General features: G+C 62.7%; 19 protein-coding genes and 3 pseudogenes. 13 read left to right on the top strand and 9 right to left on the bottom strand.

Features of this window, described 5'->3' with window-relative positions; translation table 11 throughout:
• Positions 1-103: 103 nt before the first annotated feature.
• Entirely contained in the window at positions 104-2,095 is a 1,992-nt protein-coding gene (locus K2O51_RS32150) for a sigma-54-dependent Fis family transcriptional regulator (RefSeq protein ID WP_220632176.1), read from the bottom strand.
• A gap of 342 nt (positions 2,096-2,437) precedes the next feature.
• Between K2O51_RS32150 and K2O51_RS32145 the strand changes: the two genes are divergently transcribed.
• From K2O51_RS32145 to K2O51_RS32130, 4 genes are all read left to right on the top strand, one after another.
• Entirely contained in the window at positions 2,438-2,887 is a 450-nt protein-coding gene (locus K2O51_RS32145) for a lecithin retinol acyltransferase family protein (protein ID WP_373460988.1), read from the top strand.
• A gap of 401 nt (positions 2,888-3,288) precedes the next feature.
• Positions 3,289-5,433, top strand: coding sequence for a hydantoinase/oxoprolinase family protein (locus K2O51_RS32140; protein ID WP_011295929.1), 2,145 nt, complete (start codon positions 3,289-3,291; stop codon positions 5,431-5,433).
• Between the two features lie 11 nt (positions 5,434-5,444).
• Entirely contained in the window at positions 5,445-7,769 is a 2,325-nt protein-coding gene (locus tag K2O51_RS32135) for a hydantoinase B/oxoprolinase family protein (protein ID WP_140953318.1), read from the top strand.
• Between the two features lie 23 nt (positions 7,770-7,792).
• On the top strand, positions 7,793-8,302 hold the full coding sequence (locus K2O51_RS32130) for an acetone carboxylase subunit gamma (RefSeq protein WP_140953319.1): 510 nt from the start codon (positions 7,793-7,795) through the stop codon (positions 8,300-8,302).
• A gap of 608 nt (positions 8,303-8,910) precedes the next feature.
• On the opposite strand, the gene K2O51_RS32125 is transcribed toward K2O51_RS32130, so the two are convergent.
• The 3 genes from K2O51_RS32125 to K2O51_RS32115 form a co-directional block, all read right to left on the bottom strand.
• Positions 8,911-9,465 carry an oxygenase MpaB family protein gene (locus K2O51_RS32125; protein WP_425333018.1) on the bottom strand — a complete coding sequence of 185 codons (555 nt, stop codon included), beginning with the start codon at positions 9,463-9,465 and terminating at the stop codon, positions 8,911-8,913.
• Positions 9,466-9,696: 231 nt separating this feature from the next.
• The gene (locus tag K2O51_RS32120) at positions 9,697-10,407 is read right to left on the bottom strand and encodes a nitroreductase (RefSeq protein WP_220632175.1); all 711 of its coding nucleotides are present in this window, start codon (positions 10,405-10,407) and stop codon (positions 9,697-9,699) included.
• A 3-nt stretch (positions 10,408-10,410) separates the two neighbouring features.
• Complete coding sequence (locus tag K2O51_RS32115) at positions 10,411-10,959, bottom strand: 4-hydroxylaminobenzoate lyase (protein ID WP_140953235.1); 549 nt, start codon at positions 10,957-10,959, stop codon at positions 10,411-10,413.
• A gap of 112 nt (positions 10,960-11,071) precedes the next feature.
• On the opposite strand from K2O51_RS32115, the gene K2O51_RS32110 reads away from it, so the two are divergent.
• Entirely contained in the window at positions 11,072-12,052 is a 981-nt protein-coding gene (locus tag K2O51_RS32110) for a LysR family transcriptional regulator (protein ID WP_140953236.1), read from the top strand.
• 107 nt (positions 12,053-12,159) lie between these two features.
• On the opposite strand, the pseudogene K2O51_RS32105 reads toward K2O51_RS32110, so the two are convergent.
• Positions 12,160-12,577: pseudogene (locus tag K2O51_RS32105) on the bottom strand (Tn3 family transposase); the annotation flags it as partial.
• Positions 12,578-12,658: 81 nt separating this feature from the next.
• On the opposite strand from K2O51_RS32105, the pseudogene K2O51_RS32100 reads away from it, so the two are divergent.
• Positions 12,659-13,340: pseudogene (locus K2O51_RS32100) on the top strand (IS5 family transposase); the annotation flags it as partial.
• 11 nt (positions 13,341-13,351) lie between these two features.
• Here K2O51_RS32100 and K2O51_RS32095 read toward each other — a convergent pair.
• The 3 genes and pseudogenes from K2O51_RS32095 to K2O51_RS35355 all read right to left on the bottom strand — a co-directional run bounded on the left by K2O51_RS32095 (position 13,352) and on the right by K2O51_RS35355 (position 16,591).
• Entirely contained in the window at positions 13,352-14,734 is a 1,383-nt protein-coding gene (locus K2O51_RS32095) for an aromatic acid/H+ symport family MFS transporter (protein ID WP_220632174.1), read from the bottom strand.
• Positions 14,735-14,830: 96 nt separating this feature from the next.
• Positions 14,831-15,562, bottom strand: coding sequence for a gamma-glutamyl-gamma-aminobutyrate hydrolase family protein (locus tag K2O51_RS32090; RefSeq protein WP_245002021.1), 732 nt, complete (start codon positions 15,560-15,562; stop codon positions 14,831-14,833).
• A gap of 258 nt (positions 15,563-15,820) precedes the next feature.
• Positions 15,821-16,591 (bottom strand): annotated as a pseudogene (locus K2O51_RS35355) (porin).
• 66 nt (positions 16,592-16,657) lie between these two features.
• Between K2O51_RS35355 and K2O51_RS32075 the strand changes: the two are divergent.
• The 4 genes from K2O51_RS32075 (at position 16,658) to K2O51_RS32060 (ending at position 19,221) form a co-directional block, all read left to right on the top strand.
• The gene (locus tag K2O51_RS32075) at positions 16,658-17,299 is read left to right on the top strand and encodes a pyridoxamine 5'-phosphate oxidase family protein (protein ID WP_220632171.1); all 642 of its coding nucleotides are present in this window, start codon (positions 16,658-16,660) and stop codon (positions 17,297-17,299) included.
• Between the two features lie 241 nt (positions 17,300-17,540).
• Complete coding sequence (locus K2O51_RS32070; protein WP_245002020.1) at positions 17,541-18,098, top strand: FMN-dependent NADH-azoreductase; 558 nt, start codon at positions 17,541-17,543, stop codon at positions 18,096-18,098.
• Complete coding sequence (locus K2O51_RS32065) at positions 18,098-18,478, top strand: MFS transporter (RefSeq protein ID WP_220632170.1); 381 nt, start codon at positions 18,098-18,100, stop codon at positions 18,476-18,478. Before K2O51_RS32070 ends, K2O51_RS32065 begins: the two co-directional genes overlap by 1 nt.
• Positions 18,475-19,221, top strand: a complete 747-nt coding sequence (locus tag K2O51_RS32060) for an MFS transporter (protein WP_220632169.1) — start codon at positions 18,475-18,477, stop codon at positions 19,219-19,221. Before K2O51_RS32065 ends, K2O51_RS32060 begins: the two co-directional genes overlap by 4 nt.
• A gap of 33 nt (positions 19,222-19,254) precedes the next feature.
• Here K2O51_RS32060 and K2O51_RS32055 read toward each other — a convergent pair whose 3' ends face one another.
• Positions 19,255-20,112 carry a helix-turn-helix domain-containing protein gene (locus tag K2O51_RS32055; protein WP_220632168.1) on the bottom strand — a complete coding sequence of 286 codons (858 nt, stop codon included), beginning with the start codon at positions 20,110-20,112 and terminating at the stop codon, positions 19,255-19,257.
• An 84-nt stretch (positions 20,113-20,196) separates the two neighbouring features.
• Here K2O51_RS32055 and K2O51_RS32050 point away from each other — a divergent pair, with 84 nt between their 5' ends.
• The 3 genes from K2O51_RS32050 to K2O51_RS32040 all read left to right on the top strand — a co-directional run bounded on the left by K2O51_RS32050 (position 20,197) and on the right by K2O51_RS32040 (position 24,073).
• Positions 20,197-20,805 (top strand): nitroreductase, encoded by a 609-nt coding sequence (locus tag K2O51_RS32050; RefSeq protein ID WP_342394120.1) that lies wholly within the window; start codon positions 20,197-20,199, stop codon positions 20,803-20,805.
• Positions 20,806-21,238: 433 nt separating this feature from the next.
• Complete coding sequence (locus K2O51_RS32045) at positions 21,239-22,555, top strand: aromatic ring-hydroxylating dioxygenase subunit alpha (protein WP_220632167.1); 1,317 nt, start codon at positions 21,239-21,241, stop codon at positions 22,553-22,555.
• Between the two features lie 81 nt (positions 22,556-22,636).
• Positions 22,637-24,073 (top strand): glutamine synthetase family protein, encoded by a 1,437-nt coding sequence (locus K2O51_RS32040; protein WP_140953132.1) that lies wholly within the window; start codon positions 22,637-22,639, stop codon positions 24,071-24,073.
• The last annotated feature ends 1 nt before the right edge of the window (position 24,074 follow it).

The following is a 24,074-nucleotide window of genomic DNA, read 5'->3' as shown; positions in this document are numbered from 1 at the left end:
AATCGCTACACCCCCGGATATGGGAGGGCACAACGATGCCCGGATAGCGCACGCGTTCACGTCGCTCGGTGAAGCAGGACCCCCCCGCAATCGTCGCGCGGCTTTACGAATTGGCGGTTCGGTCGCGCATCCCGGCTAGCTTAACGTAGAGCGTGCTCCTCGAAATTCCTAGCGTCCGAGCAGCCATGGAAATGTTCCCGTGGGAATCCGCAATCGCGCTAAGAATTGCTTGTCGTTCCATTTCCTCAAGGCTCCCGGCCGAGAAGGCCATCGACTTCGAGGGCGGGATGGAGAGAGGGTTGTTCACCATCGATGCGATGGCCGGAGGCAGTTGCGAGCTGTCGATCGTATCGCCTTCACAGAGCGCAAACATAACTTCGAAGGCATTCTGGAGTTCACGAATGTTCCCCGGCCAACGATAGCTCAAAAGGGCCTGGTGCACAGCCGGATCCAGTTGCTTGGGGCCACAGCCATACTTGCGCGCAAGTTTGTTGTTGAGATGCTGGACGATTGCATCGATGTCGCCAGGCCGGTCGCGCAGCGCGGGCAGTTCCAGCGTGACTGCACAGAGGCGATGGTACAGGTCTTCGCGGAAACGTCTGGCTGTGATCTCGGCCCGCATATCACGGTTGGTGGCCGCAATGACACGCACCGAGACGCGACGCTCGCGGGTATCGCCGAGTCGCACCACAACGCCATCCTGCAACACGCGTAGCATGTGCGGCTGCATATCTAATGGCATCTCGCCAATTTCATCCAGGAACAGTGTGCCGCCCTCCGCTTGCTCGAACTTGCCGGGAAGGCCACCACGACGCGCCCCAGTAAAGGCGCCATCGACATACCCAAAAAGTTCGCTGGCCAGGAGTTCCCGGCTCAGGGCCCCACAATTGACGGCAACAAATGGCCCCAGACTGCGATGACTGGCCTGATGTAGCGCTCGGGCGAAGAGCTCCTTACCGGCTCCGGTCTCGCCCAGAAGCAGCACAGGCAGATCGAGCGGCGCGAGGCGGCGGGCGCGGGCCTTGGTGGCTTGCAATATCTCACTCTGACCAATAATGTCGCCGAACGCATCGCTCTCAGCCGATGGTGTCCAAGCCGCCGGCAAGGATATGGCGGGTCGGTTCTGGCTTGCCGTGAGCGGTATCACAAGCATCGTGCCAAGCGTACCTTCATGATCCTTTACCGGATGTAGCCATTCGGGGCATAACCACTGTGGGCGTTGGCAGGTCCGGTCTATATCCGGGAGTGCCAGATTGAGGCCTGGTAGCTGAGTGCCGATTCCCTTCGGCAAGTTCACGCCATGCATCTCGAGCGCGAGAGGCGCATTCCCGTTGGCGCGAATAACCCGTCCCCGGGCGTCGACGAGTACAACGTAGTCGTTGGCGTAACGGATAAAACTGTCAATGGCTTTCGTGAGCAGGCGCTCATGCAGAGCACCGTCGCGGCGAGCCAATTCCCCCTCTATCTGCTTGGCCGCTGCCAGCACAAGACCCAGTGTGTGGCCATGAAGTGTTTCCTTGACACCAGAGACGTCCACCACGCCCAGCAAGGCGCCACTGAGAGGATCAATGATCGGCGCCGCTGCACAGGTCCAGCGCTTGACGTCTAGGCAGAAATGCTCGTTGGCATGGATCTGAACTGGGGTTCGGGTCGCGATCGCGGTACCGATGGCATTGGTGCCGATGACTTCTTCATTCCAGCAGCCGCCGGCGGCCAGGTTGATCCCTTCACCTGCGCTGCGGACTCCGCTCCCTCCGTCGATGCGCAAAATGGTACCGCCTGCGTCACAAAGCATGATCAGCGTCCCGCACTCCTGCAGGACATCGCGCAAGCCCTCGAGAGCCGGACGCGCGGCATCGCAAAAGTCCCGGTTCTGACGCTGCAACCGGCGAATGCGATCGGACGCCGCCCCCGGTGCGGAGTGCCTGGCAGGATCGACGGCCTCAGAACGACTCCGCTGCCACGACGCCAGGACGACGCTGCGCACGCCCGCCACATCTAGAGACGGGTCTTGCACAAAACGCTCCCAAGCCGAGGCGACGAGAGGTTCATCGCCGATGCGGGGAATCAAGGTGCCGCAACGTGAAAACGGCATGGGATGGTCAGGGTTTATTGGCTCGAGTAACCGTAGCCCCATGCCACAGCCAAGTCAACAAATCTCTTTTAAATCAGTAATTTGTGCTCTGCAACAATGGCAAGGCAGGGTGTCCGGAAATCGGACACCGAATTTTGACTGACCGGAATTCGAACAGGCAAAGCGCGGGTGTCGGACGTGCAGGATCGAAGAGGGCGCAGCCCTCTGGGAATCCCTCTTCCTTGCGGTGGTGGCACGCCGTATGCGGTCCGGCTGTACGAGGGACAGCGGAACGCGGTGATGGCCATGAAAGATGCAACGAGGTCAGGACGCCAGGTTGGCGAACCAATCGCGAAAGTGGGCATGACCATCGGTAGCCATCTCGTTGCCGAGCGATTTGGCTATACGCATCACGGTGTTTATGCGGGAGACGGGAGGGTAGTGCATTACGCAGGACTGTCGCGGTCGCTGCATCGAGGCCCAGTGCAGGAGGTCACGCTCGCTGAGTTTGCACATGGGCACGCCGTCTGGGTCAGGCAAAGCCCGGACGCCAGGTTCGAGGGCCCCGAAGCGGTTCGCCGCGCCTACTCGCGACTCGGCGAGGACCGATACCAGCTGTTCGCCAACAATTGCGAGCACTTCTGTATGTGGTGTCTGTATGGCGAGAGCCGCAGTGATCAGATCGATGGTTGGAAGTTCCTGATTGATGTAGTCGGCGTGGCGGTCAAAGCGATCGGGTGGCTCATGATGGCGCCTTTGATGCAACCATCCATCAGACGAAAAATTTCCCAACAACAGTTTCACCTACGATGACCACCGTTCGTTCGCCTCGTAGTGAAAGGCGATTGTGAACGGCATGCCCTACGGATTACCGGATCACGTCGTTGACAGCTAAGGCCAGAGCCTTGGCGAGGTCGCGGAGCACCGCTCGGGCATCGACGCGTTCTTCGCCAGCCCACCAATACCGCATCGATAGCGCAAGCCCGCCAGTAGGCGTCCGATTCCCAGACACCCGCGTGCGCAGTCGTCGAATATCCGGACACCGAGTCAGGACACCATGCGACTAGCGGTGCAACCAAACAGTGCTTTCAACTCATTGATTTCCTTCACATAGCCAGCCTTTCTGGCTGGATCTGGGCCACCTTGGCATGAGCCTTGCCATGCATTGGCCGTGGGGAGATCCCACTACGACGACACCAATGACAGGAGGCAATATGCAACCGCAGTCCACCGTACAGGTGATGGGCATCGATGCCGGTGGCACGATGACCGACACATTCTTCGTGCGCTCGGATGGCCGTTTCGTGGTCGGCAAGGCGCAAAGCAATCCCGGCGATGAATCCCTTGCCATCTATAACTCGTCCGAAGATGCGCTCGCACACTGGGACCGGACAGTGGATGACGTTTATCCGGAACTGGTGACCTGCGTCTATTCCGGTACGGCCATGCTCAATCGCATTCTTATGCGCAAAGGCCTTGATGTTGGCCTGATTTGCAATCGAGGCTTCGAGCAGATCCATTCGATGGGGCGCGCGCTGCAGAGCTACTTGGGTTATGCCCTGGAAGACCGCATTCACCTGAATACGCATCGCTACGATGAGCCCCTGGTGCCCGTTTCACGCACCCGTGGTGTCACCGAGCGCACCGACGTGCAAGGGAAGGTAGTCATCCCGCTGCGGGAAGACGAAGTCCGCCAGTCCACCCGCGAACTGGTGGAGGCCGGCTCGCAAGCCATCGTCATTTGCCTGCTGCAATCCCACAAGAACGAATCGAGCGAGCAACGCGCCCGGGACATCGTGCGTGAGGAACTGAAGAGGCTGAAGGCAGATATTCCCGTCTTCGCCTCGGTGGACTACTATCCGTCGCGCAAGGAAAGCCACCGGATGAACACCACCATCCTGGAGGCCTATGGCGCAGAGCCGTCGCGCCAGACGCTGAAGAAGGTCAGCGACCGCTTCAGGAAGCACGGAGCCAAGTTCGATCTGCGCGTGATGGCGACCCATGGCGGCACCATCAGCTGGAAAGCCAAGGAACTCGCACGAACCATTGTCTCCGGCCCAATTGGCGGCGTGATCGGCTCTAAGCTGCTCGGTGAGGCCCTGGGAGACGAGAACATCGCGTGCTCCGATATTGGCGGCACCAGCTTCGACGTGGCGTTGATCACCAAGGGCAACTTCGCCATCAAGTCTGACCCGGACATGGCTCGTCTGGTCCTCTCGCTGCCCCTGGTAGCCATGGACTCGGTCGGCGCGGGCGCCGGCAGCTTCGTGCGTTTGGATCCCTACAGCAAGTCCATCAAGCTTGGCCCGGACTCTGCTGGCTATCGCGTCGGCACCTGCTGGCCGGAAAGCGGTCTCGACACCGTTTCGGTTTCCGACTGCCACGTGGTGCTGGGCTACCTGAATCCGGACAACTTTCTCGGTGGCGCCATCAAGCTCGATGTGGAACGCGCCCGCCAGCATATCAAGGCGCAGATCGCCGATCCGCTCGGCCTGTCGGTGGAAGATGCCGCGGCCGGCGTCATCGAGTTGCTGGACCTGACGCTGTCCGAATACCTGCGCGCCAATATCAGCGCCAAGGGCTACAACCCGGCGGAGTTCACGTGCTTCTCCTATGGTGGCGCCGGCCCCGTGCATACCTACGGTTATACGGAGGGGGTAGGTTTCAAGGACGTGGTCGTGCCCGCCTGGGCGGCCGGCTTCTCGGCCTTCGGCTGTGCCTGCGCCGACTTCGAATATCGCTATGACAAGTCGGTCGACGTCGGTGTCGCACAACTCGCGCCGGACGGCGATAAAGCTGCCGCCTGCAAGACCTTGCAGGAAGCCTGGTCCGAATTGGCCATCAAGGTTATCGACGAGTTTGTCCTCAACGGCTACAAGCCCGAAGACGTGCTGCTGATCCCCGGCTACAAGATGCAGTACATGGGCCAACTGAACGACCTTGAAATCGTTTCGCCGGTGACCAGTGCTGCCACCGCAGCCGACTGGGACAAGATCGTCGAGGCCTTCGAGACCACCTATGGCCGGGTGTACGCCAGTTCCGCGCGCTCGCCGGAACTGGGCTTCTCGATCACCGGCGCGATCCTGCGCGGCACCGTCGTTACCCAGAAGCCGGTACTGCCCGAAGACCCGGATGCGGGCCCATTGCCGCCCAAGGAAGCCTATCTCGGCACCCGCCCCTTCTATCGCCACAAGAAGTGGGTGGATGCCGCACTGTGGAAGATGGAGGCGCTCAAGGCCGGCAACCACATCGTGGGCCCCGCCATCATCGAATCCGATGCCACCACCTTCGTCGTGCCGGATGGTTTCGAGACAACGGTCGACAAGCATCGCCTGTTCCACCTCAAGGAAGTGAAGTAAGGAGACAAGCCATGAATATGATGAGCAACAAGGAAGTGGGCCTGGGCAATCTGCTGCAGAACGGCAAGACCCTCAAGGAGCTCCGCGACGCGATCATCGCTCGCACTCAGGCGTCCGGCCACTACAACGGCCTCGACAAACTGGAGTTCCGCGACAGCGACCCGATCGGCTATGAGAAGCTGTTCTCCAAGCTGCGCGGCGGCTTGGTGCATGCCCGCGAAACCGCGAAGAAAATTGCCGCCAGCCCCATCGTCGAGCAGGAAGGCGAACTCTGCTTCACGCTCTACAACGCTGTGGGTGACTGCGTGCTGACCTCGACCGGCATCATCATCCACGTCGGCACCATGGGGGCGGCGATCAAGTACATGATCGAGAACAACTGGGAGGCCAACCCCGGCATCAATCCCGGTGACATGTTCACCAACAACGACTGCTCCATCGGCAACGTGCACCCCTGCGACATCGCCACCATCGTGCCGATCTTCTGGGAGGGGAAGCTGATCGGCTGGGTAGGCGGCGTCACCCACGTCATCGACACCGGCTCGGTAACGCCGGGCTCGATGTCAACCGGGCAGACGCAGCGCTTTGGCGACGGCTACATGATCACCTGCCGCAAGACCGGCGTGAACGACGAGCCGCTGCGCGACTGGCTGCACGAGTCGCAGCGCTCGGTGCGCACGCCGAAATACTGGATCCTCGATGAGAAAACCCGGATCGCTGGCTGCCACATGATCCGCGAACTGGTCGAAGAAGTGATTCGTGCCGACGGCCTCGAGGCCTACGAGAAGTTCGCCTATGAGGTCATCGAAGAAGGCCGCCGCGGACTGCAGAGCCGCATCAAGGCGATGACCCTGCCTGGCAAGTACCGCAAGGTTTCCTTTGTCGACGTGCCCTACAAGCATGACGACGTGCAGGTCTCCAACGCCTTCGCCAAGCTCGACTCCATCATGCATTCGCCGGTGGAGATGACCATCAAGTCGGACGGCAAGTGGCGCCTCGACTTTGAGGGCGCGAGCCGCTGGGGCTGGCATACCTTCAACGCCCACCAGGTCGCATTCACTTCCGGAATCTGGGTGATGATGTGCCAGACCCTTGTGCCGACCCAGCGTATCAACGACGGGGCGTATTTCGCTACCGAGTTCCGCTTGCCAAAGGGCACGTGGTGCAACCCCGATGACCGCCGCACCGGCCATGCCTATGCCTGGCACTTCCTGGTCTCGGGCTGGGCGGCGCTGTGGCGCGGCCTGTCGCAGTCCTACTTCAGCCGCGGCTATCTGGAAGAGGTCAACGCTGGCAACGCCAACACCTCCAACTGGCTGCAGGGCGGCGGCATCAACCAGGACGGAGAGATCCATGCCGTCAACAGCTTCGAGGCCAGTTCCTGTGGCACCGGCGCCTGCGCCGTAAAGGATGGTCTCAACCACGCTGCTGCCATCTGGAATCCGGAAGGCGATATGGGCGACATCGAAATCTGGGAGATGGCCGAGCCGCTGCTCTACCTTGGCCGCAACGTCAAGGCTAATTCCGGCGGCTACGGCAAGTACCGCGGCGGTTGCGGGTTCGAGACGCTGCGCATGGTGTGGAACGCCCAGGACTGGACCATGTTCTTCATGGGCAACGGCTTCATGAACAGCGACTGGGGCATGATGGGCGGCTATCCGTCCGCGACCGGCTATCGCTTTGAGGCGCACAAGACCGGCCTGGACCAGCGCATCGCCATCGGCGACTCCCTGCCGCTCGGCGGTGACATCGACCCTGGCAACCCCGACTTCGAGCGCCACATCGATGCCACCGCCGAGGTCAAGCGCGACAAGCAGTGCATCACGACGGAGGACTGCTACGCCAACCATGACCTGTACCTGAACTACCTGCGCGGTGGCCCGGGCTTTGGCGACCCTCTCGACCGGGACCCGGAAGCCATCGAAGCGGACCTGAACCAGAAGTTCCTGCTGCCGGCCTACGCGCAGAAGGTATATGGGGCTGTCTTCACCCAAGACGACAAGGGCGTCTTTACCGTGGATGCTGCCAAGACCCAAGCACGCCGTGCCGAAGTTCGCAAGGAACGCCTGGCCCGGGCGCTGCCGACACGGGAATGGATGAAGGAAGAGCGCGAACGCATTCTCAACAAGCACGCGTCCGTCCAGGTGCAGCACATGTTCGCCACCAGCTTTGCCCTGTCTGAGAAGTTCACGCGGGAGTTCAAGGAATTCTGGAGCCTGCCCCCCGACTGGCAGGTGCGTGAAGAAGAGCTGGGCGTGCCATCTTACGGCGCCAAGCACCGCATGGACCTCTCCCTGCTGCCCGATGTCACCACCGTCGTTCAGGTCGAAGAGTAATCACCGCATCCAGGAGTTGAAACATGTCAACCTATACCAATGAACAGGTCGCCCACCTCGTCGATGGTTCCCTCGATTGGGAGACCACCTTCCGCATGCTCTCGATGCCCAAGGACGAGAGCCGGTTCGCGCAGTACCTGTCAGCCTTGCAGGCCAAGGTGAACTTTCCTGACCGCATCGTGCTACCGCTCAGCCCGCACATGTTTATCGTGCAGTCGGTCAAGAGCAAGAAGTGGGTAGTCAAGTGCGACTGCGGTCACGAGTTCTGTGATTACCGCGAGAACTGGAAGCTGCATGCTTCGATCTACGTGCGAGACACCGAGGAGGCAATGACCGAGGTGTATCCGAAGCTGATGGCCCCCGACACCCAGTGGCAGGTGTATCGCGAATACTACTGCCCATCGTGCGGCACCATGCACGACGTCGAAGCGCCTACCCCGTGGTATCCCGTGATCCACGACTTCGAGCCCGACATCGAGGCCTTCTACAAGGAGTGGGTGAATCTCCCGGTGCCGGAGCGAGCGTCGGATTAAGCGTCGCCTGAATCGGAGGGCAGGCGAGCCTGCCCTCTGAGAACGGGCGAGCTGGGACTCAGTAAGGTGTATGAAGAAGTGGGCGCCCTATGAGGCAGCGCGAGCAAAGGCGAGCTGTATCGTCGTGCTTGCTTCCCTAGCTCACCAACCAGTCCGAAATCGAATCACTAACGACGGCAACGGAAGGCAGCATGAACACCAACCTCGCGCATATGCTGGTCCGCACAGCCCGCTCATGAAGATCAAAAGAAGCGACGGAAACCGAGTGCAACGCACGCACGGATTGGCCGATTCGAGTCAGAGAGGCCATTGCATCGCGAGGCTTCGCTGTTTGCGAGCCTCAGGTGAACGACAGCCAACCGCTCCCACGCAATTCCGCGAACAAGCGTTCGGATTTGTCGGCGTCGATCAACAACGGTCCATGGTAGGTTTCGTCACGCACGGAGATGAAAGAAAGGGTGGGTTTCCCCTTGCGTGCTGCGCTCAAGCTTTTGGGGTGGTGCGTACTCCGGTCTGTTGATCGTCATCTGTCGCTTGCCTTTCTTTAGTGCTTGCGCGCCGCGATCACCCGCTCATTCAGACCCCGTCTGTAAAGCGTGGCGAGTTCGTCACGCTGTTCCTGGATGCAAGCTTTCAGCCCTGCCCGCATCTCCGGCACGTCTGTCGCGCCCAGCAATCGCGACCGTGGCCGTCTCCGCCAGATATCGATCCTGGTCTGCACGCGCCAGCGGCGGGTTCACGTAACGCAGGTGGGCATCGAGAAAGCTCGAAACCTCGGCCACATGCACCCATCGAAGCAGGGTCGGGTCCGTGGCGGTGTAGGGATGTCCATCTGCACTGACGCCGGCAATACCCCGGTGAATGCCGTTCACATGCCCGATCAATCCGTTGGCATCGCGGACGCTGCCGTAAGTGGTGCAGGCTACGAACTGGGCGATGCGCGCCAAGCGGCCGCGCATGTCCTGCCGATAGATCGACTGTTCCGGCACACCGGCCAATGCCAGCGGATGCAACGCCTGAAGCATCAGCGCACGGATGCCACCGACCAGCATCGCCGGAAAGTCGTCGCGCACCTGCCAGCAGGCGGCGGCCGGACCGAACAGGCCGGGATCGCCGTGAGGTGTCGAGAGATCGATGGGGTGGCCCGTGGACGTGCGCGTCACCGACCAGATCTTTCACTCGATGCGGCGCCGCAGCGCCTCGATTGGCGAACAGTGTCTCGACAGAATCGCTTCCATATCCCCGTGCCTCGCAAGAAAGCATGGATTCCATGGGCGCCGCATGAGGAATTGCGAGGCCCGCGTGACAAAACGATCGGCACGAAAAAGAAGTGATCGCCTGGCACAAGGGTTTGCCGGCTCCGGCAACATCCGGTGGAGCATTTGCCGTGAGTTTCAAGCCGGAAATCCGAAGAGCCTCGCGAAGTCTTGCACGCGCTCCCGTGGCATTCTCATCTTATTGACCTTGGCTTCCGGGTCCCCGTATCCCATGGCCATACCGAAGGCGGTTACTTCTTCCGGTGGCATGTGCAGATGCGGGGCAAGCACGTCATGGAACGGCGCGAAGGAAACCTGCGGGCATGTGTCGATGCCGCGCGCTTTCGCGGCGATCATCAGGTTCTGAGCGAACAAGCCGATGTCGATCCAGCTGTGCGGCTTCAATCTGCGGTCGATGCTGATGATGAGGCCCACGGGTGCGCCGAAGAATGAGAAGTTCTGTTCGGTCTGCCGCGCGCGCGCCAGGTGGTCGTTGCGATCAATGCCGAGCGAGGCGTAGTAGCGTGCCCCGAAATCGATCAGTCTCGCGCGGAACACGTCCGGCAATGGCTCAGGGAAATGGGCCGGGGCGGGTGCAGTTCCGGCGCGGGAGGCAGCGACCAGGGCATTGGCCAATTCATCCTTGATCGCGCCGCTAACCACATATACCCGCCACGGCTGGGTGTTGGCCCCGCTCGGCGCGGTCGCGGCTGCTTCCAGAATGTCCTCTACGTCTTCCCGGCGCAGCGGCTCAGGCCTGAAGGCACGGATGGCCCGCCGGGCGCTCACGACGTCGGCAATGCATCTGGTGACCGTTTCCTGCGACCATTCAATTGGCGCTTCTACCATGGCTTACTCCTGCGGGACGTCGTGGTACGAAATCCGACCAGCGGGCAGGAAAAACAGCGCGATCACAGCGCCACCCTTCGCTTCCGGATAGTGATGACTGCCTGGCGCCGGGGCGGTCCAGCCACCGAAGCACCAGCCATTCGGTCCGTTCAGCGCGGCGCCGGGATTTAGCGGAATGACCATGTTGAACTCGCCATAGGGATGCCCATGGTATTGCCCGCGGAATCGATGGTCAGGGTGGCCTTGCCTGTTGCCGGTGCTATCCATATACACAGCTGTGATGCTGAAGTGAAGCGTGCGCTCGCAGGGCTCGGCGATGCGGCTGCGGCGGTACGCTGGGCCTTCGATCTCGACGTTCGCTGCCCAGCCGTTCTCCACGCCCTTCCTGACCAGGCAGGCCAGGGTCTGGTAGAGCTCGCTGTCAGGGCCGTACTTCTCGTTCAACCAGCGCTCGACCGCAGTGCTGGTAGTCAGGTCCTTCACTTCCTCAAGGAATGGGATGCAGCGCCCGATCAGCGCTTCTCGATCCTGGATAAGGGTTTTGGTCGTCATGGTGTCGATTCCTGTCAAACGGCTGGATGTCATCATGCGCGAACCATGAGTTGAATGGAATTGATGTCTTTGCAATTGCATAATGCATGCTATTCAATCTAGGGGCAACATCATGAGCATCGGCCGCACGGACCTGAACCTCTTGAAGGTGTTCGAGGCAGTCTACGAGGAGCGCAACTTGATACTGGCGGGCAAGCGCCTCAATCTCACGCAATCGGCGGTTAGCCATGCGCTCCGCAGGCTGCGCGAGCTTGTCGGCGACGAGCTTTTCATGCGCATGGGGAAGGGCATGGTGCCGACCGGCCGTGCCACGGCGATGGCGCCAGCGCTGCTGGACTCACTGCGTCGCATCGAGGACGCGCTAGGCGTGGAGCTGTTTTCCCCGCAGACATCAAAACGGCGCTTTGTCATCGCGGCGAATGATCACGTCACGGAAGTGATCGTTGCGCCTTTGTCCCGCGAGTTGCAAAAGGCTGCCCCAGGCGTGGACCTCGTCATCCGACCTTCCACGCGGCTGGACTTGGCCGAGCAGATCGACCTGGGACGCATCGACCTTGCCATCGGTATCTTTTCCCAGGTTCCGCCCCGCCTGAACTCCCGAGCGCTGATGTCCCAGCGAGAGTCAATCTTGATGTGCAAGCGACATCCTGCTTCCCGACGGAAGCTCACCATCCGAGATCTGGCAAAGTACCCCCTTGTCACCCTATCCGTCGGCGGGCAGGAAGAAGGCGCGGTAGGGGGGTTCATCGTTGAGCGCGGCCTCGCGCGGCAGTCGGAGATGTTCGACCGGCGTGCGTTAGAGAAGGCGCTGCTTGAGTCGAAGGCGATGTCGCGGTTGAGGGTTACCGTTCCGCACTCGCTCGCCATTCCAGCGCTGCTTCGTGATACGCACATGATGTCGATTGTGCCGGCTTCGCTGGCAGTGGCTCTCACCAAGAGCGGCGACCTGATTTGCCGTCATCCGCCGTACCAAGCAGGAATTGAGACCATGCGTGCGGTTTGGCATGAACGCGACGACTACGACGCCGGTCACTCCTGGCTTCGCGAGATGATCGCGAAGATCGCTCAAGCCGTGGAAGAGGCGCTCGAGTAGTAGTCATGGCATGCGCCCCCTTGGCTGGAGGGGCGACTTCGCCTCCGGCCAAGATGCGGTCTTAAAGGGTTGGTCGGGATTCGAAAAAAAAATCCGCCACATCTTCGCTAAGCCGCTGGTTTGAATATGAAATCGATCGATGGATCGAGTGGCGGCACGCGTCGTTGCAGGTCGAGCAGCTAATCGCCGAATCGGTTGATGTGCTCGCGCCGGTAAGAAGACAACGCCTTGAGAACTTCTGCAGTCACCGGATGCCCGCACCCGTGCAATTCCTTGAGCTTGCGCGACATCCACTGAACGTTGTGAAGGATGACCATGTTGGCGACCAGCTGGTTGTACTTGATTACCTTGCGCTGTTCGTGCCGCAGATTTTCGGCGATGACGCCGTCGCCGCCAAACATCAACCACTGCGAGAAGTTATTGAACTGCTGCAAGATCAGCGTGCGGATAACGCGGCCCAGTTCCGTAAAGCTTTTTCTTCGTGCTCTCAGAGCCCAGCCGGCGGAGGATGGTACGCGGAGGGATTTCCATTGGGATTTCCATTCCCAATGCGGCGGTCTGTCCCACTTCGAACTCGCACTTTGGATCCCATCGAATCCTACATTTATGCGCGGCGCAGACATCTTCACGGAGCTTGTTCACCATGCGGAGGCTGGATGATTTCGTACCGAAGGCGCACCCACTGCGTTCGATCCGCACTATGGCCAACCAGGCGCTGCTGAAGATGGACAGGCTGTTTGCGCATATGTACGGGCCCGATATCAAGGGTGGCCAGCCCAGCATCGCGCCGGCAAGCTGCTGCGAGCCATGCTGCTGCAGGTGCTCTACAGCATTCGCTCCGAACGTCAGCTCATGGAGCAGACGCAGTACAACCTGCTGTTTCGCTGGTGCATCGGGCTGTCGATGGACGATCCAGTTTGGGTGCCCACGGTTTTCACCAAGAACCGCGAACGGCTGACGAAGCATGATGCAGTGATCCAATTCTTTCAACGAGGTGCTGGCCATCGCGCAGAAGAAGAATTGGCTGTCGGGTGAGCACTTCAGCGTGGACGGCACGCTGATTCAGGCGTGGGCAGGCCACAAGAGCTTCGTGCGCAAGGATGGCGGAGACAAGGACGACAACGACGGCGGCAATTTCAAGGGGCGCAAGCGCAGCAACGAGACGCACAACTCCAAGACCGGTCCCGATGCCGAGCTCTACCGCAAGGGCAAGACAGCCAGCTAGCTTCGCTACATGGGTCATACCCTGAGCGACAACCGCCATGGCCTGGTGGCCATGGATTTCGTTGACGAGATGTACTAATGCGAAGGAACGATGTCCTTCGTCGCCGTGGCTCGTCGTGTGCTCAGCTGTTTCGCCACGAGCGCTACGGTTGCAACAAAGGCGGGCACGGTCAGTATTGTGAAGATGGCTTCCAAACCTAGACCGAGGTGCAGCAGTTCCGCGCCGAGCAGCGCGCCGCTGATGCCACCGAAACGGCCGATGCCAAGCATCCAGGCGACGCCCGTGGCGCGGCCCCGCGTGGGGTAGAAGCCGGCGGCCAGCGTCGGCATCGATGCCTGGGCTCCGTTCATGACCGTACCGGCCAGAAAGATCATCAGGCCGAGCAAGACCTGGTCGGCCAGGCTGCCATGCCCCACGGCGTAGATCAGCACACCAGCCAGTGCGTACATCGCTGCAATCACCTTGTTCGGGTTCATGCGGTCCATGAGCCAACCTGCCGCAATCGTGCCGATGCCGCCGCCTAGCGGAAAGAGTGCCGTCAGGAAGGACGCGCGCTGGAGCGAAAACCCGGCGTCTTTCATCAGCGTCGGCATCCAGCTGGTGAGCAGGTAAAAGATGACGAGTCCCATGAAGTACGTCAGCCACAGCATGACCGACCCGAACCGATAGCCCGGCGCCAGCACCGTCGCAACGGCCGAACGTGTGGCGGGTGCGGCTTCGTGGATCGTGAAGCGGTCCGCGCCGGCAACGTCGGCGTCGGTCACGCGGCGCAGCACCGCGCGGATGCCGTCCGCCGGGTATTGCCGCACTACCATGTAGCGGATCGATTCAGGCAGGGTGCCTGTCAGCACGACTGCCAGCGCCAGCGGCACGACGCCACCGACCACCAGCACGCTGTGCCAGCCGAACTGCGGAATGATCGCCGCCGCGAAGAAGCCGCCCGCCGCTGATCCGAGGGGAAAGCCGCAGAACATCGTGTTCACCAGCACGGCACGCTGCCTTGCCGGTGCGTACTCGGACATCAGCGTGACGGCATTGGGCATCGCTGCACCAAGGCCTAGGCCGGTCAGGAAACGCAGTGCGGTCAGCCAGGACAGTGTCGGCGCGAAGGCTGTCGCAAGGCTGCATGCGCCAAAAAAGAACACAGACAGCACCAGTACCTTCTTCCGGCCGACATTGTCGGCCATCGGCCCGGCGAAGATCGCGCCGAATGCGAGGCCGAACAGCGCGGCGCTCATCACGGGCCCGAGCGTGGACTTGTCGATGCCCCAGTCCTGCACGAGCGCCGGCGCTACATAGCCCATGGCGGCCGTGTCGAAGCCGTCGATGGCAACGATCAGGAAACAGAGGACAAGGATCAACCATTGGTATGCGCTGAGCGGACGGTTGTCGATCAGCGTCTGGACGTCGACCGTGCCGGTGAAGCTGCCGGCCTGTTGGGGGCTTGGTGAATGCATGTCTCTCTCCGGGTGAGGCAGGGGTATGCGCAGCGCGCTCCGCCTAGACTCGCGAAGCGCCGCTGCAAGGTGTCGCGGCTTTCGAGCCGCGTTGTTTTATCTGTGCCGCGCGTAGCGCCGGCAGGCGTCGCCGAATCGCGTAAACAGCGCCTGCGACAGGCGGTCGTTGCGCGCGGAGACTTCCGGATGCCACTGGACGCCGATGGCAAAGTCCGCGCTGCGCACGCGGATCGCCTCGACCAGCCCGTCGGCGTGCGTGGCTTCTACGGCAAGGCCCTCGCCGATCGTGCGGATGCCCTGCGTATGGAGTGAATTGACCACCGCGGTTTCGGTTCGCAGCCAGTCCCTGAGCAGGCCGTCGGACGCCAGCGCGATCGCGTGCTTGTAGCGGTAGCGGGCGTCCAGCGCCTCCGCTGGATCCTCGCGATGGTCGTCGGCGTGGCCAGCCTTGTAGATGTCAGGGTGCAGCGTGCCGCCGAAAGCCACATTCATTTCCTGGAAGCCTCGGCAGATGGCAAGGACCGGCATCCCGCGCGATACGGCCCCCCGAAGCAGCTGCATGGCCACGTGGTCGCGCGCAGGGTCGACAAGAATGTTCGCGGGCTCCTCTGCGCCATACAGTGCCGGCGCCACGTTCGAAGCGCCGCCGGGAAACAGCAGGCCCGACAACACGACAAGGTACGGGCTCACATCGGTGATGTCCTCGGTGGCGGGAATGAAGATCGGGGCAACCAGCGAGACCTCGCTCAACGCGCGGCGGTAGCTCTCCTTGACGCTGTGCAGATCGTGGTCACCCACGAAAAACCGGTCGCAGACGATGCCGACCACGGGCACATCAGGAGAACACGTTGAGGATGGGGGTGACGACATGTTGTTGGCGTTGTCTGGTTTATTGCATGCGGATATTAGATGGCTGCATGCAATCATGGCAAGAAACATCAATTTAAAGTGATTTATAGGCACATTTATCCGAGTTATCGTTGATAACTGCATGCAAAACACGATAGTGAAAAAAAACTGCCGGGAGGTGGTGGCGGCAAAAAGAGCGCCCGGCAGCGGGTGCGCATTCGACGCATGGCCTGTGGCTCAGAATCGGTGCCTGATGCCGACGGCGGCGCCGAACTGCGAACTCGCTCCTTCCGCCGCGACATGGGAAGCCGCCGGGCCCTTGTAGGTATCGAAGTTCAGTGCGACATGGCGCGCATAGGCCGCGGCCAGGTAGACATCCGTTCGCTTCGACAGCTCATGGTCGACAACGAACAGCCATTGGCGCGGATTGGCCGAATCGGCGCGCATACCGGCAGCCGGCCGGTAGGTGCGCTGGTCGTCGTAGTAGTACGAGAGCGTCAGCGATGTGGCGCCAGCGCGGTAGACGCCGCCGAGCCACCAGAAGTTGTCGGCGCCGACGGTGCGTGCCGCCGTGGAATTGTTCTTGCCGAACCGGTAGCCGGCGAAGAGCGATGCGGGACCGAAGTCGTAGCGTCCGGACACCGCTACCTTCTGCGCTTTCGGGTATCCGGCGGGAGTCCGCGTGCCGTCGACCTAATCATAGGCGACCTGCAAGCCCAGGCTGCGGCTGCGGTAGCTCGCGCCGGCACCCCAGCCGGCACCGCCGGCGATGCTGCCGGGCTGTTCGCCGAATGCCCTGTGGGCTTCCGTCGTGATCGGTCCGAAACTGCCGGTGTACCTGACCATGTTGTCTTCGCGCAGCGACGTGCCGAGCATGAAGACCACCGGTTCGCACTGCGTTGCATAGGTGGTAGGGGAGTGGCTGGCATTCAGCTCGAACAGTGTCGTGTACTGGCGCCCGAGCGTGACCTTGCCGTATGGGGCCGACAGGCCTTTAGCCCGGACCAATCGTGGGCGAGCATGGGGTGCATGGAAGCAGCACGGCGCCAGCGCCATAGAAAGGTAGACATCAACATGAACGAGACCACCAGCTATCCCATTACCGACCGCTCGCGCGTTCGCCTGTTCGGCGGCCGGGGCTCGAACGAGAAGCAGGCGATCCACGAGATCATTGACGCCACGCTCCATGGCGCGGTGTCGTACCACATCGATGGCCAGCCGTTCGCCACGCCGACGATGGTATGGCGCCATGGCGACCATCTCTACTGGCACGGTTCCGCGGGCAGCCGCATGCTCAGGCATGTGTCGCAGGGCGTACCGGTTTGCGTCAATTTCACGCTGCTCGATGGCTACGTGCTGTCGCGGCTGGCGTCGGCACACACGCTCAACTACCGCTCGGCGATGGTGTTCGGCCGGCCTGAACCCGTTGCCGAGCCCGCGGCGCGCCGGGAGCAGCTCGAGTATTTCCTGTCACGCTACTTTTCCGGGCGCTGGGACGAGGTGAAGCAGCCGTCGGAGGGTGAAGTGCACAGCATCATCATGGTCCGCATGCGCATCGAGGAGGGCTCGGCCAAGCGGCGCGCCGGGCCGCCGGGCGACGGACTTGCGATCTTCGGCGGCGAGGCGCTGTACCGGCGGCATTGCTGGGCCGGAGAGATTCCGCTCGCCACAGTGGCGCTGCCGAGTCGGCCGGCCCGGCGGTTGCATAATCGGTGAGCACGCCCGGCTATGTCACTGACTTTGCCGCGCGCGCCGGATTCCGCACGCCGCAGGACGTCAATGCGGATATCGCGGCCGGCCATCTCGACCTCGCTGACGGTGACCGTATAGATGCCATCGCGGGCGACGCCAACCGTCGGCCATTCAAATGGACAAAAGGAAGCCAGTGTGACCAGGATATCTCCATATCGCCTGCTCGCCGCGGGAAAACAGCCAGTCCCGGCTGGTCGCGGAAGCATTGCTTGAAACTTATACGGCCACCCGCCCCGATGCGCACGTGGATGTGCTGGACCTGTGGGACCTGCAGCTCCCCGAAATGCGAGAGGACGTGCTGAATGCGAAATATGCGATCTTCGCGCGGCGCGAGCACACGGCGGCCCAGGCGGCGGCTTGGGAAACCGTGAAGCGCGAAGCCGCGCGCCTGCTCGACTACGACGTGCTGCTCTTCAGCACGCCGATGTGGAACTGGAGCCGGCCCTACCGGCTCAAGCACTACATCGACGTCATTACCCAGCCGGGCCTGACGTTCAAGTGGACTCCTGAGCGCGGTTACGAAGGGCTGGTGTCAGGCCGCCGCGCCATCGCGGTGTACGCCAGTTCGTTCGACTATGCGCAGGGCTCGCCGCTCGCCAGCTTCGACCACCAGAAGTCCTATTTCGAGGACTGGCTGCGCATGATCGGCATCAACGACATCCAGACCATTGCTTTCGGCCCCACGCATCCCGATGCCCCGGCGATGCCGACAGCCCGCGAGCAGGCACTGACGCACGCGGCGGCCATCGCGCGCACGCTGTGATGACGAGCGCCTCGGGGCGGGCGGTGCTGCAGCGCGTCCAGTTCGATGCTGCCATGCCGCCATGGGAGGTGGCATTCCTGACGGCGTTGCCATCGGCCTGCTTCTCGGTATTCGGTGCCATGGCCCCCTGGGTGTTGGCACGGGCGGGGCAGCGAGCCTGCCTGATGGCCTGCATCGCGCTATGTGGGTGCGGCATTTTGTTGCGCAGCCTGCCGCTGGCCAATGCTCTGCTGGCTGGGCAGGCGGTGGCCTGCGCGGGCGTCTCGGTGCTCAATGTCCAGCTGCCAGCCTTGATCAAGGGCCGGTTTCCCGCACGCATCGGTCTGCTGACCGGGGTGTATTCGATGGCGCTGTCCGCCGGTGCGGCACTCGGGTCTTGACTGACCGCGCTGCTGGCCGGTCCGGGGGCTGGCGCATGGCACTGGCGGCCTGGGCGGTGCCTGCGATTGCCGCGGTGCCGATGTCCCGCGCCGTGTTCCGTATCCAGGATCCCGCAACGGCGTGGGCCGCGACGACGGCCGCCCCGGCCAGGATCTGGCGCGTGCCGCTGGCGTGGCATGTGACGCTGTTCATGGGGCTGCAATCGTCGATGGGCTACATCGTGTTCGGCTGGATGCCGTCGATGCTGCAGTCGCGCGGCCTCGATCCGGGGCAGGCCGGCGCGCTGGCGGGCCTGTCGATCATCGTGCAGGCACCGGTTGCCATGGCGGTGTCGACCTGGGCCGGGCGCGTCAGCGACCACCGCGCGGCGATTGCCGCGGCTTCTCTGCTGTGCCCCGCTGCGGTGGCCGCGTGCATGGTTGTGCCGGAAACGGCCCTCGTTGTGGCGATCGTCCCGCTGGGGGTGATACAGGGCAGCCTGCTCGCGCTTGGCCTCACCACGATCGGCATGCGCTCGGGCAATGCGTCAGTCGCGGCGCAGCTGTCGGGCATGTCGCAGGGGATCGGCTACGCGATCGCCGCGCTCGGCCCCGCCGCTGCCGGGCTGCTGCACGCGCGTTCGGGCGGCTGGACCGAGGTGCTCTGGCTGTATGGCGCCATCGGGGCGGCATCGGCCGTCACCGGAATGGGCGCAGGCCGGCCCCGGATGATCGGCGCGCGGCTCGCGCAGGAGCCGGCCTGATGCCGCCCGGCGGACGACTGCGTTGCGTGGGACTCAGGCGTGTTCGCGCCGCATGCGCGCGGGCGTGTTGCTGGCAATTCGGCGGAAGCAGGTGGTCATATGGGCCTGGTCGGCAAAGCCGCAGTCGTGCGCGATCTTGATCAGCGGCACATGGGTGTCAAGCAGCAACGCGGTGGCACGGACGACGCGCCGCTGCATGATGAAGCGCAGCGGCGCCTGCCCGGTGGAAACGCGAAACGCCCGCATGAAATGCGGCAGGCTGACTTCGGCCAGCGCGGCGAGTTCCGCGATGGCGATGTCGTCGCCGAGATGCGTCTCGATGTATTCGAGAATGCGGCGCAGCCGGAACGGCGCAAGCCCGCCCTTGAGCGCCCGCGGCGGCACGCGGGTGCCCAGCCTGGCAAGTTCGACCGCAAGCATGCCGACCAGGCTCTCGCAGCAGAGCCGCTGGCCGATGCGCGGCGTCACGCATTCCAATGCAAGGCGGTCAGCAATGGCCCAGATCGGCTTGTTCTCGAACATCAGGCGCGAATGGAAGCGGTCGGTGCAATCGGCGGCCTCGCACGCGTCGTGCAGCAGCGCGTCGTCGAAGTGGATGGCCACGCAGCGGAAGCCTCGGATGAACGGCGTATGGCCATAGGCTTCGCCGCCGCGTTCGATCAGGCTCAGGTGATCGTTGCCCCGATAGCCGTCGGCCAGCGGCTTCGCCGGCTTGTGGCGCGCCTCGATGCGCCCGCCGGTCTCGCGCAACGCGGCGCGCAGGCTCACGCGTTGGGAGCCGATCGGCCGCGCGACGTCCTGCAACTCGCCATATTCGATCACCTCGACCTCAGTGCCGGCCCAGACCGTGGCGGTACGGCTCTGATGCGCATTGGTGACGATTTTTACCATGTTCCGTCTCCTGCTTTCCTGCATTCCTGCAATTCCAACTTCGACTCTTGAGCTAGATCCATGCATTCCTCAGACCACAAGGCCGTGCTTGAAGCCATGCAGGCCCGCATGGCGGTGCGGCGGTTCCTGCCGACGCCGATGCCCGAAGCCACCGTGCGTGAAATCCTCCGGTGCGCGAGCGCGGCGCCCAGCGGCGCCAACCTGCAGCCGTGGAACCTCCACGTACTTGCCGGTGCCGTGAAACAGGAAATCGCCGCCGCGCTCGAGCATGCTTTCTGGCATGAGGCGGATGCCCATGCCGAGGAATACCGCTACTACCCGCCCGAGGATGCCGAGCCCTTCGCCGCGCGCAAGCGGGCGTTAGGAACCCTGTTTTACGAGGCCCTGAACATCACCCGGGACGACGCGCAGGGCCGGCAGCGGCAGAGCGCCCGCAATTGCCGCTTCTTCGACGCGCCCGTCGGCATGGTCTTCACGATCGATAGGCGGCTGGAACAGGGCAGCTGGCTCGACTACGGCATGTTCCTCCAAAACATCATGTTGGCCGCCAGAGCCTGCGGGCTCGATACCTGTCCGCAAGTGTCCATTGCCAGATATCACCGCGTGCTCGCGAGGCATTGCGCATCCCCGCGACCGAAATGGTGGTGTGCGGCATGGCGCTCGGCTACCGCGATCCCGATGCGCCGGAGCTGAGGGTGCGCCAGCTGCGCATCGACGTATCGCGCTTCGCGACGTTCGCCGGCTTCTGACATTTCCGTTCCCCCGTTTCATCTGCCGCCTGCAACACCGGTTGCGAGGAGGCTCTTAGGCGTTGCATGCAATTTGTACGCAACAATGTACATCGATTCTATGATTGGCATGCAATGTCGCCAAGCTTTACTGTAATCGGGTAAACACCTATGCAATGTTTTCATGTACCGTTTGTTCGTTTAAAAACGTTAAAAATCAATTGGTTAATTCGTAGTCTTGTAGCCTGTTTTCTGTCCTGAAACGCGACTGAACCCTCATGATGAAAACTGGTTCTTGTTTTTATTGTATGCAGTGAATAGTATCGCTGCATACAACGAAGCGTGCGCCACGCAGGCTGCCAGATTCACAACGCCCTTAGAACAGGAGAGGCCCCATCATGATGTCCAGGGAACAGAACGACTTCATCACACGCGTCGGCCCCGACGCCCCGGCCGGACGCCTGCTGCGCCAGTACTGGCAGCCCGTCGCACTGGTCGACGAATTCGAGGGCGAGCGCCCGGTGCGCGCGGTGCGCCTGATGGGCCAAGACTTCGTGGTGTTCCGTGACGAACACGGCCACTACGGCATGCTCGACCGCGACTGCCCGCACCGCGGTGCAGACCTCAGCTACGGCCGGCTCGAGGACGGCGGGCTGCGCTGTCCTTTCCATGGCTGGCTGTTTGACCGCCATGGCACCTGCCTGCAGACGCCGGCGGAGCCTGCGGGCAGCAAGCTGTGCTCGCGCATCCGGCAGAAGGCATACCCCGTGGTCGAACGCAACGGCATGGTGTTCGCGTTCATCGGCGAAGGCGAACCACCGGCGTTCCCGGCGTTCGACTGCTTTGTCGCGCCGGGCCAGTACACGTTCGCGTTCAAGGGGCTGCTCGAGTGCAACTGGCTCCAGGCGCTGGAGGTGGGCATCGACCCGGCGCATGCATCGTTCCTGCACCGCTTCTTCGAAGACGAGGACACGGCCGAGAGCTATGGCAAGCAGTTCCGCGGTGCCTCGGCCGATTCGGTCATGCCAATCACCCAAGTGCTGCGCGAGTTCGAATGCCCCGACATCAGCATCGCGTCCACCGACTACGGCATGCGCCTGACCGCGCTGCGCGATCTGGGGGAAGGGCAGCAGCATGTGCGTGTCACCAACGTGGTGTTCCCGCAGGCCTTCATCATTCCGATGAGCGCCGAGATGACCATTGCGCAATGGCATGTCCCGATCGACGACACGAGCTGCTACTGGTACGCCATCTTCACAAGCTTTACCGAACCGGTGAACAAGCAGCAGATGCGCGACCAGCGCCTGGCCCTGTATGAGCTGCCCGACTATCGCCCGCGCCTGAACAAGCACAACGCGTATGGCTTCAGTCCGTACGAGCAGCGCACGAAGACGTACACGGGCATGGGCAACGACATCAACGTGCATGACCAGTGGGCCGTGGAGTCACAGGGCGCGATCCAGGACCGCACGCGTGAGCACCTTGGCACCACCGACAAGGGCATCATCGCCTACCGCAAGCAACTCGTGGCCGCCATCGAGGCCAACGAGCGCGGTGAGAAGGCAATGATGATGGTCGATGCGGCGCAGGCCGGCACGCTGACCGGGCCGCCGTCGATCGATGGCGTGAGCGTCGCGAACATGACGGCGGAAGACTACTGGCGCGGTGCCGATGCGAAGCGTCGCGCCGAATCGCAATGGGCCTCGCGCACCTGACACCCCGGGCTGGACAACCATTCAACTAAAGAGGCGGCCAACCGCGTCGCGCGTTGCGTGACGCGCTAAGGCCGGACCCATATGGCATTCGTAGACAAATTTGGCCTCTGGACCGAAGCGCAGGCGCGGGCGGCCGACGAGGTCGCGCGGCGTATCGACGCGGAGGGCATCGAGGTCGTGCGTTTCTCGTTCCCCGACCAGCATGGCGTGCTGCGCGGCAAGGCGCTTGTGGCGCAGGAGGCCGTCAAGGCCCTGCGCGGCGGGCTGAACGTAACCACCACGTTGTTCGCCAAGGACACCTCGCACCGCACCGTTTTTCCGGTGTTCACCTCCGGCGGCGGGTTCGATATCCCCGGCCTGCAGGGTGGGGCCGACGTGACCCTGGTTCCCGACCCCACCACGTTCAAGGTACTGCCGTGGTCGCCCGGTACGGGCTGGGTGCTGTGCGATCCGTACTTCCAGGATGGCAGGCCGGTGCCGTTCGCCACGCGCCGCGTGCTGCGCAACGCTGAGCAACGCTTGGAGGCCGAGGGCTACCAACTGATCACAGGGCTCGAAGTGGAATTCCACGTGTTCCGGCTGCTGGGCGAACACATGACGCCCGACGATGCCGGCCAGCCCGGTGAGCCGCCGGACGTGGGCCTGCTGTCGCACGGTTACCAGTTCCTGACCGAGCTCCGCTATGACGCTACCGAGACCGTCATCGAGCTGATCCGCAAGAACGTGCAGCAGCTCGGCCTGCCGGTACGCTCGCTGGAGATCGAATTCGGCCCAAGCCAGTTCGAGTTCACGTTTGCGCCGGCCTCGCCGTGCGAAACGGCCGATGCGATGGTGCTGTTCCGCAGCGCCGTCAAGCAGATCTGCAAGCGCCACGGCTATCACGCCACGTTCATGTGCCGGCCGAAGATCCGCAACGTGGTGTCCAGCGGATGGCACCTCCACCAGTCGCTCCAGCGCGTCCACGACGGTAGCAACGCGATGATGCCGTCAGGCGCCGCCGAGGACCTGTCGGCAGTGGGGCGGCACTATCTCGGCGGCCTGCTGGCGCACGCGTGCGGCGCGACCGCGTTTTCCACGCCGACGATCAACGGCTACAAGCGCTACCGCGCCTATTCGCTGGCGCCGGACCGCGCCATCTGGGCGCGCGACAACCGGGGCGCGATGTTGCGCGTGCTGGGCGGCGCGGGCGACCCTGCCACGCGCATCGAGAACCGCGTAGGCGAGCCGGCGGCGAATCCGTACCTCTATCTCGCATCGCAGGCCATTTCCGGGCTCGATGGCATCCAGCGACAGCTGGACCCGGGGCCGTCCGCCGACTCGCCTTACGAGACGCCGGCGCCCTGCCTGCCGAAGACGCTCGACGAGGCGCTCGATTGCCTGCGCCAGGACGAGGTGCTGCGCGAGGGCATGGGCAATGGCTTCGTCGATTACTTCTGCCACATCAAGCAGGCCGAGATCGCGCGCTTCAACCTCGAAGTCAGCGACTGGGAGCAGCGCGAGTACTTTGACACGTTCTAAT

Source organism: Cupriavidus pinatubonensis (assembly GCF_019602855.1).
Lineage (GTDB): Bacteria > Pseudomonadota > Gammaproteobacteria > Burkholderiales > Burkholderiaceae > Cupriavidus > Cupriavidus pinatubonensis.
This window is presented reverse-complemented; position numbering and strand designations above follow the sequence as displayed.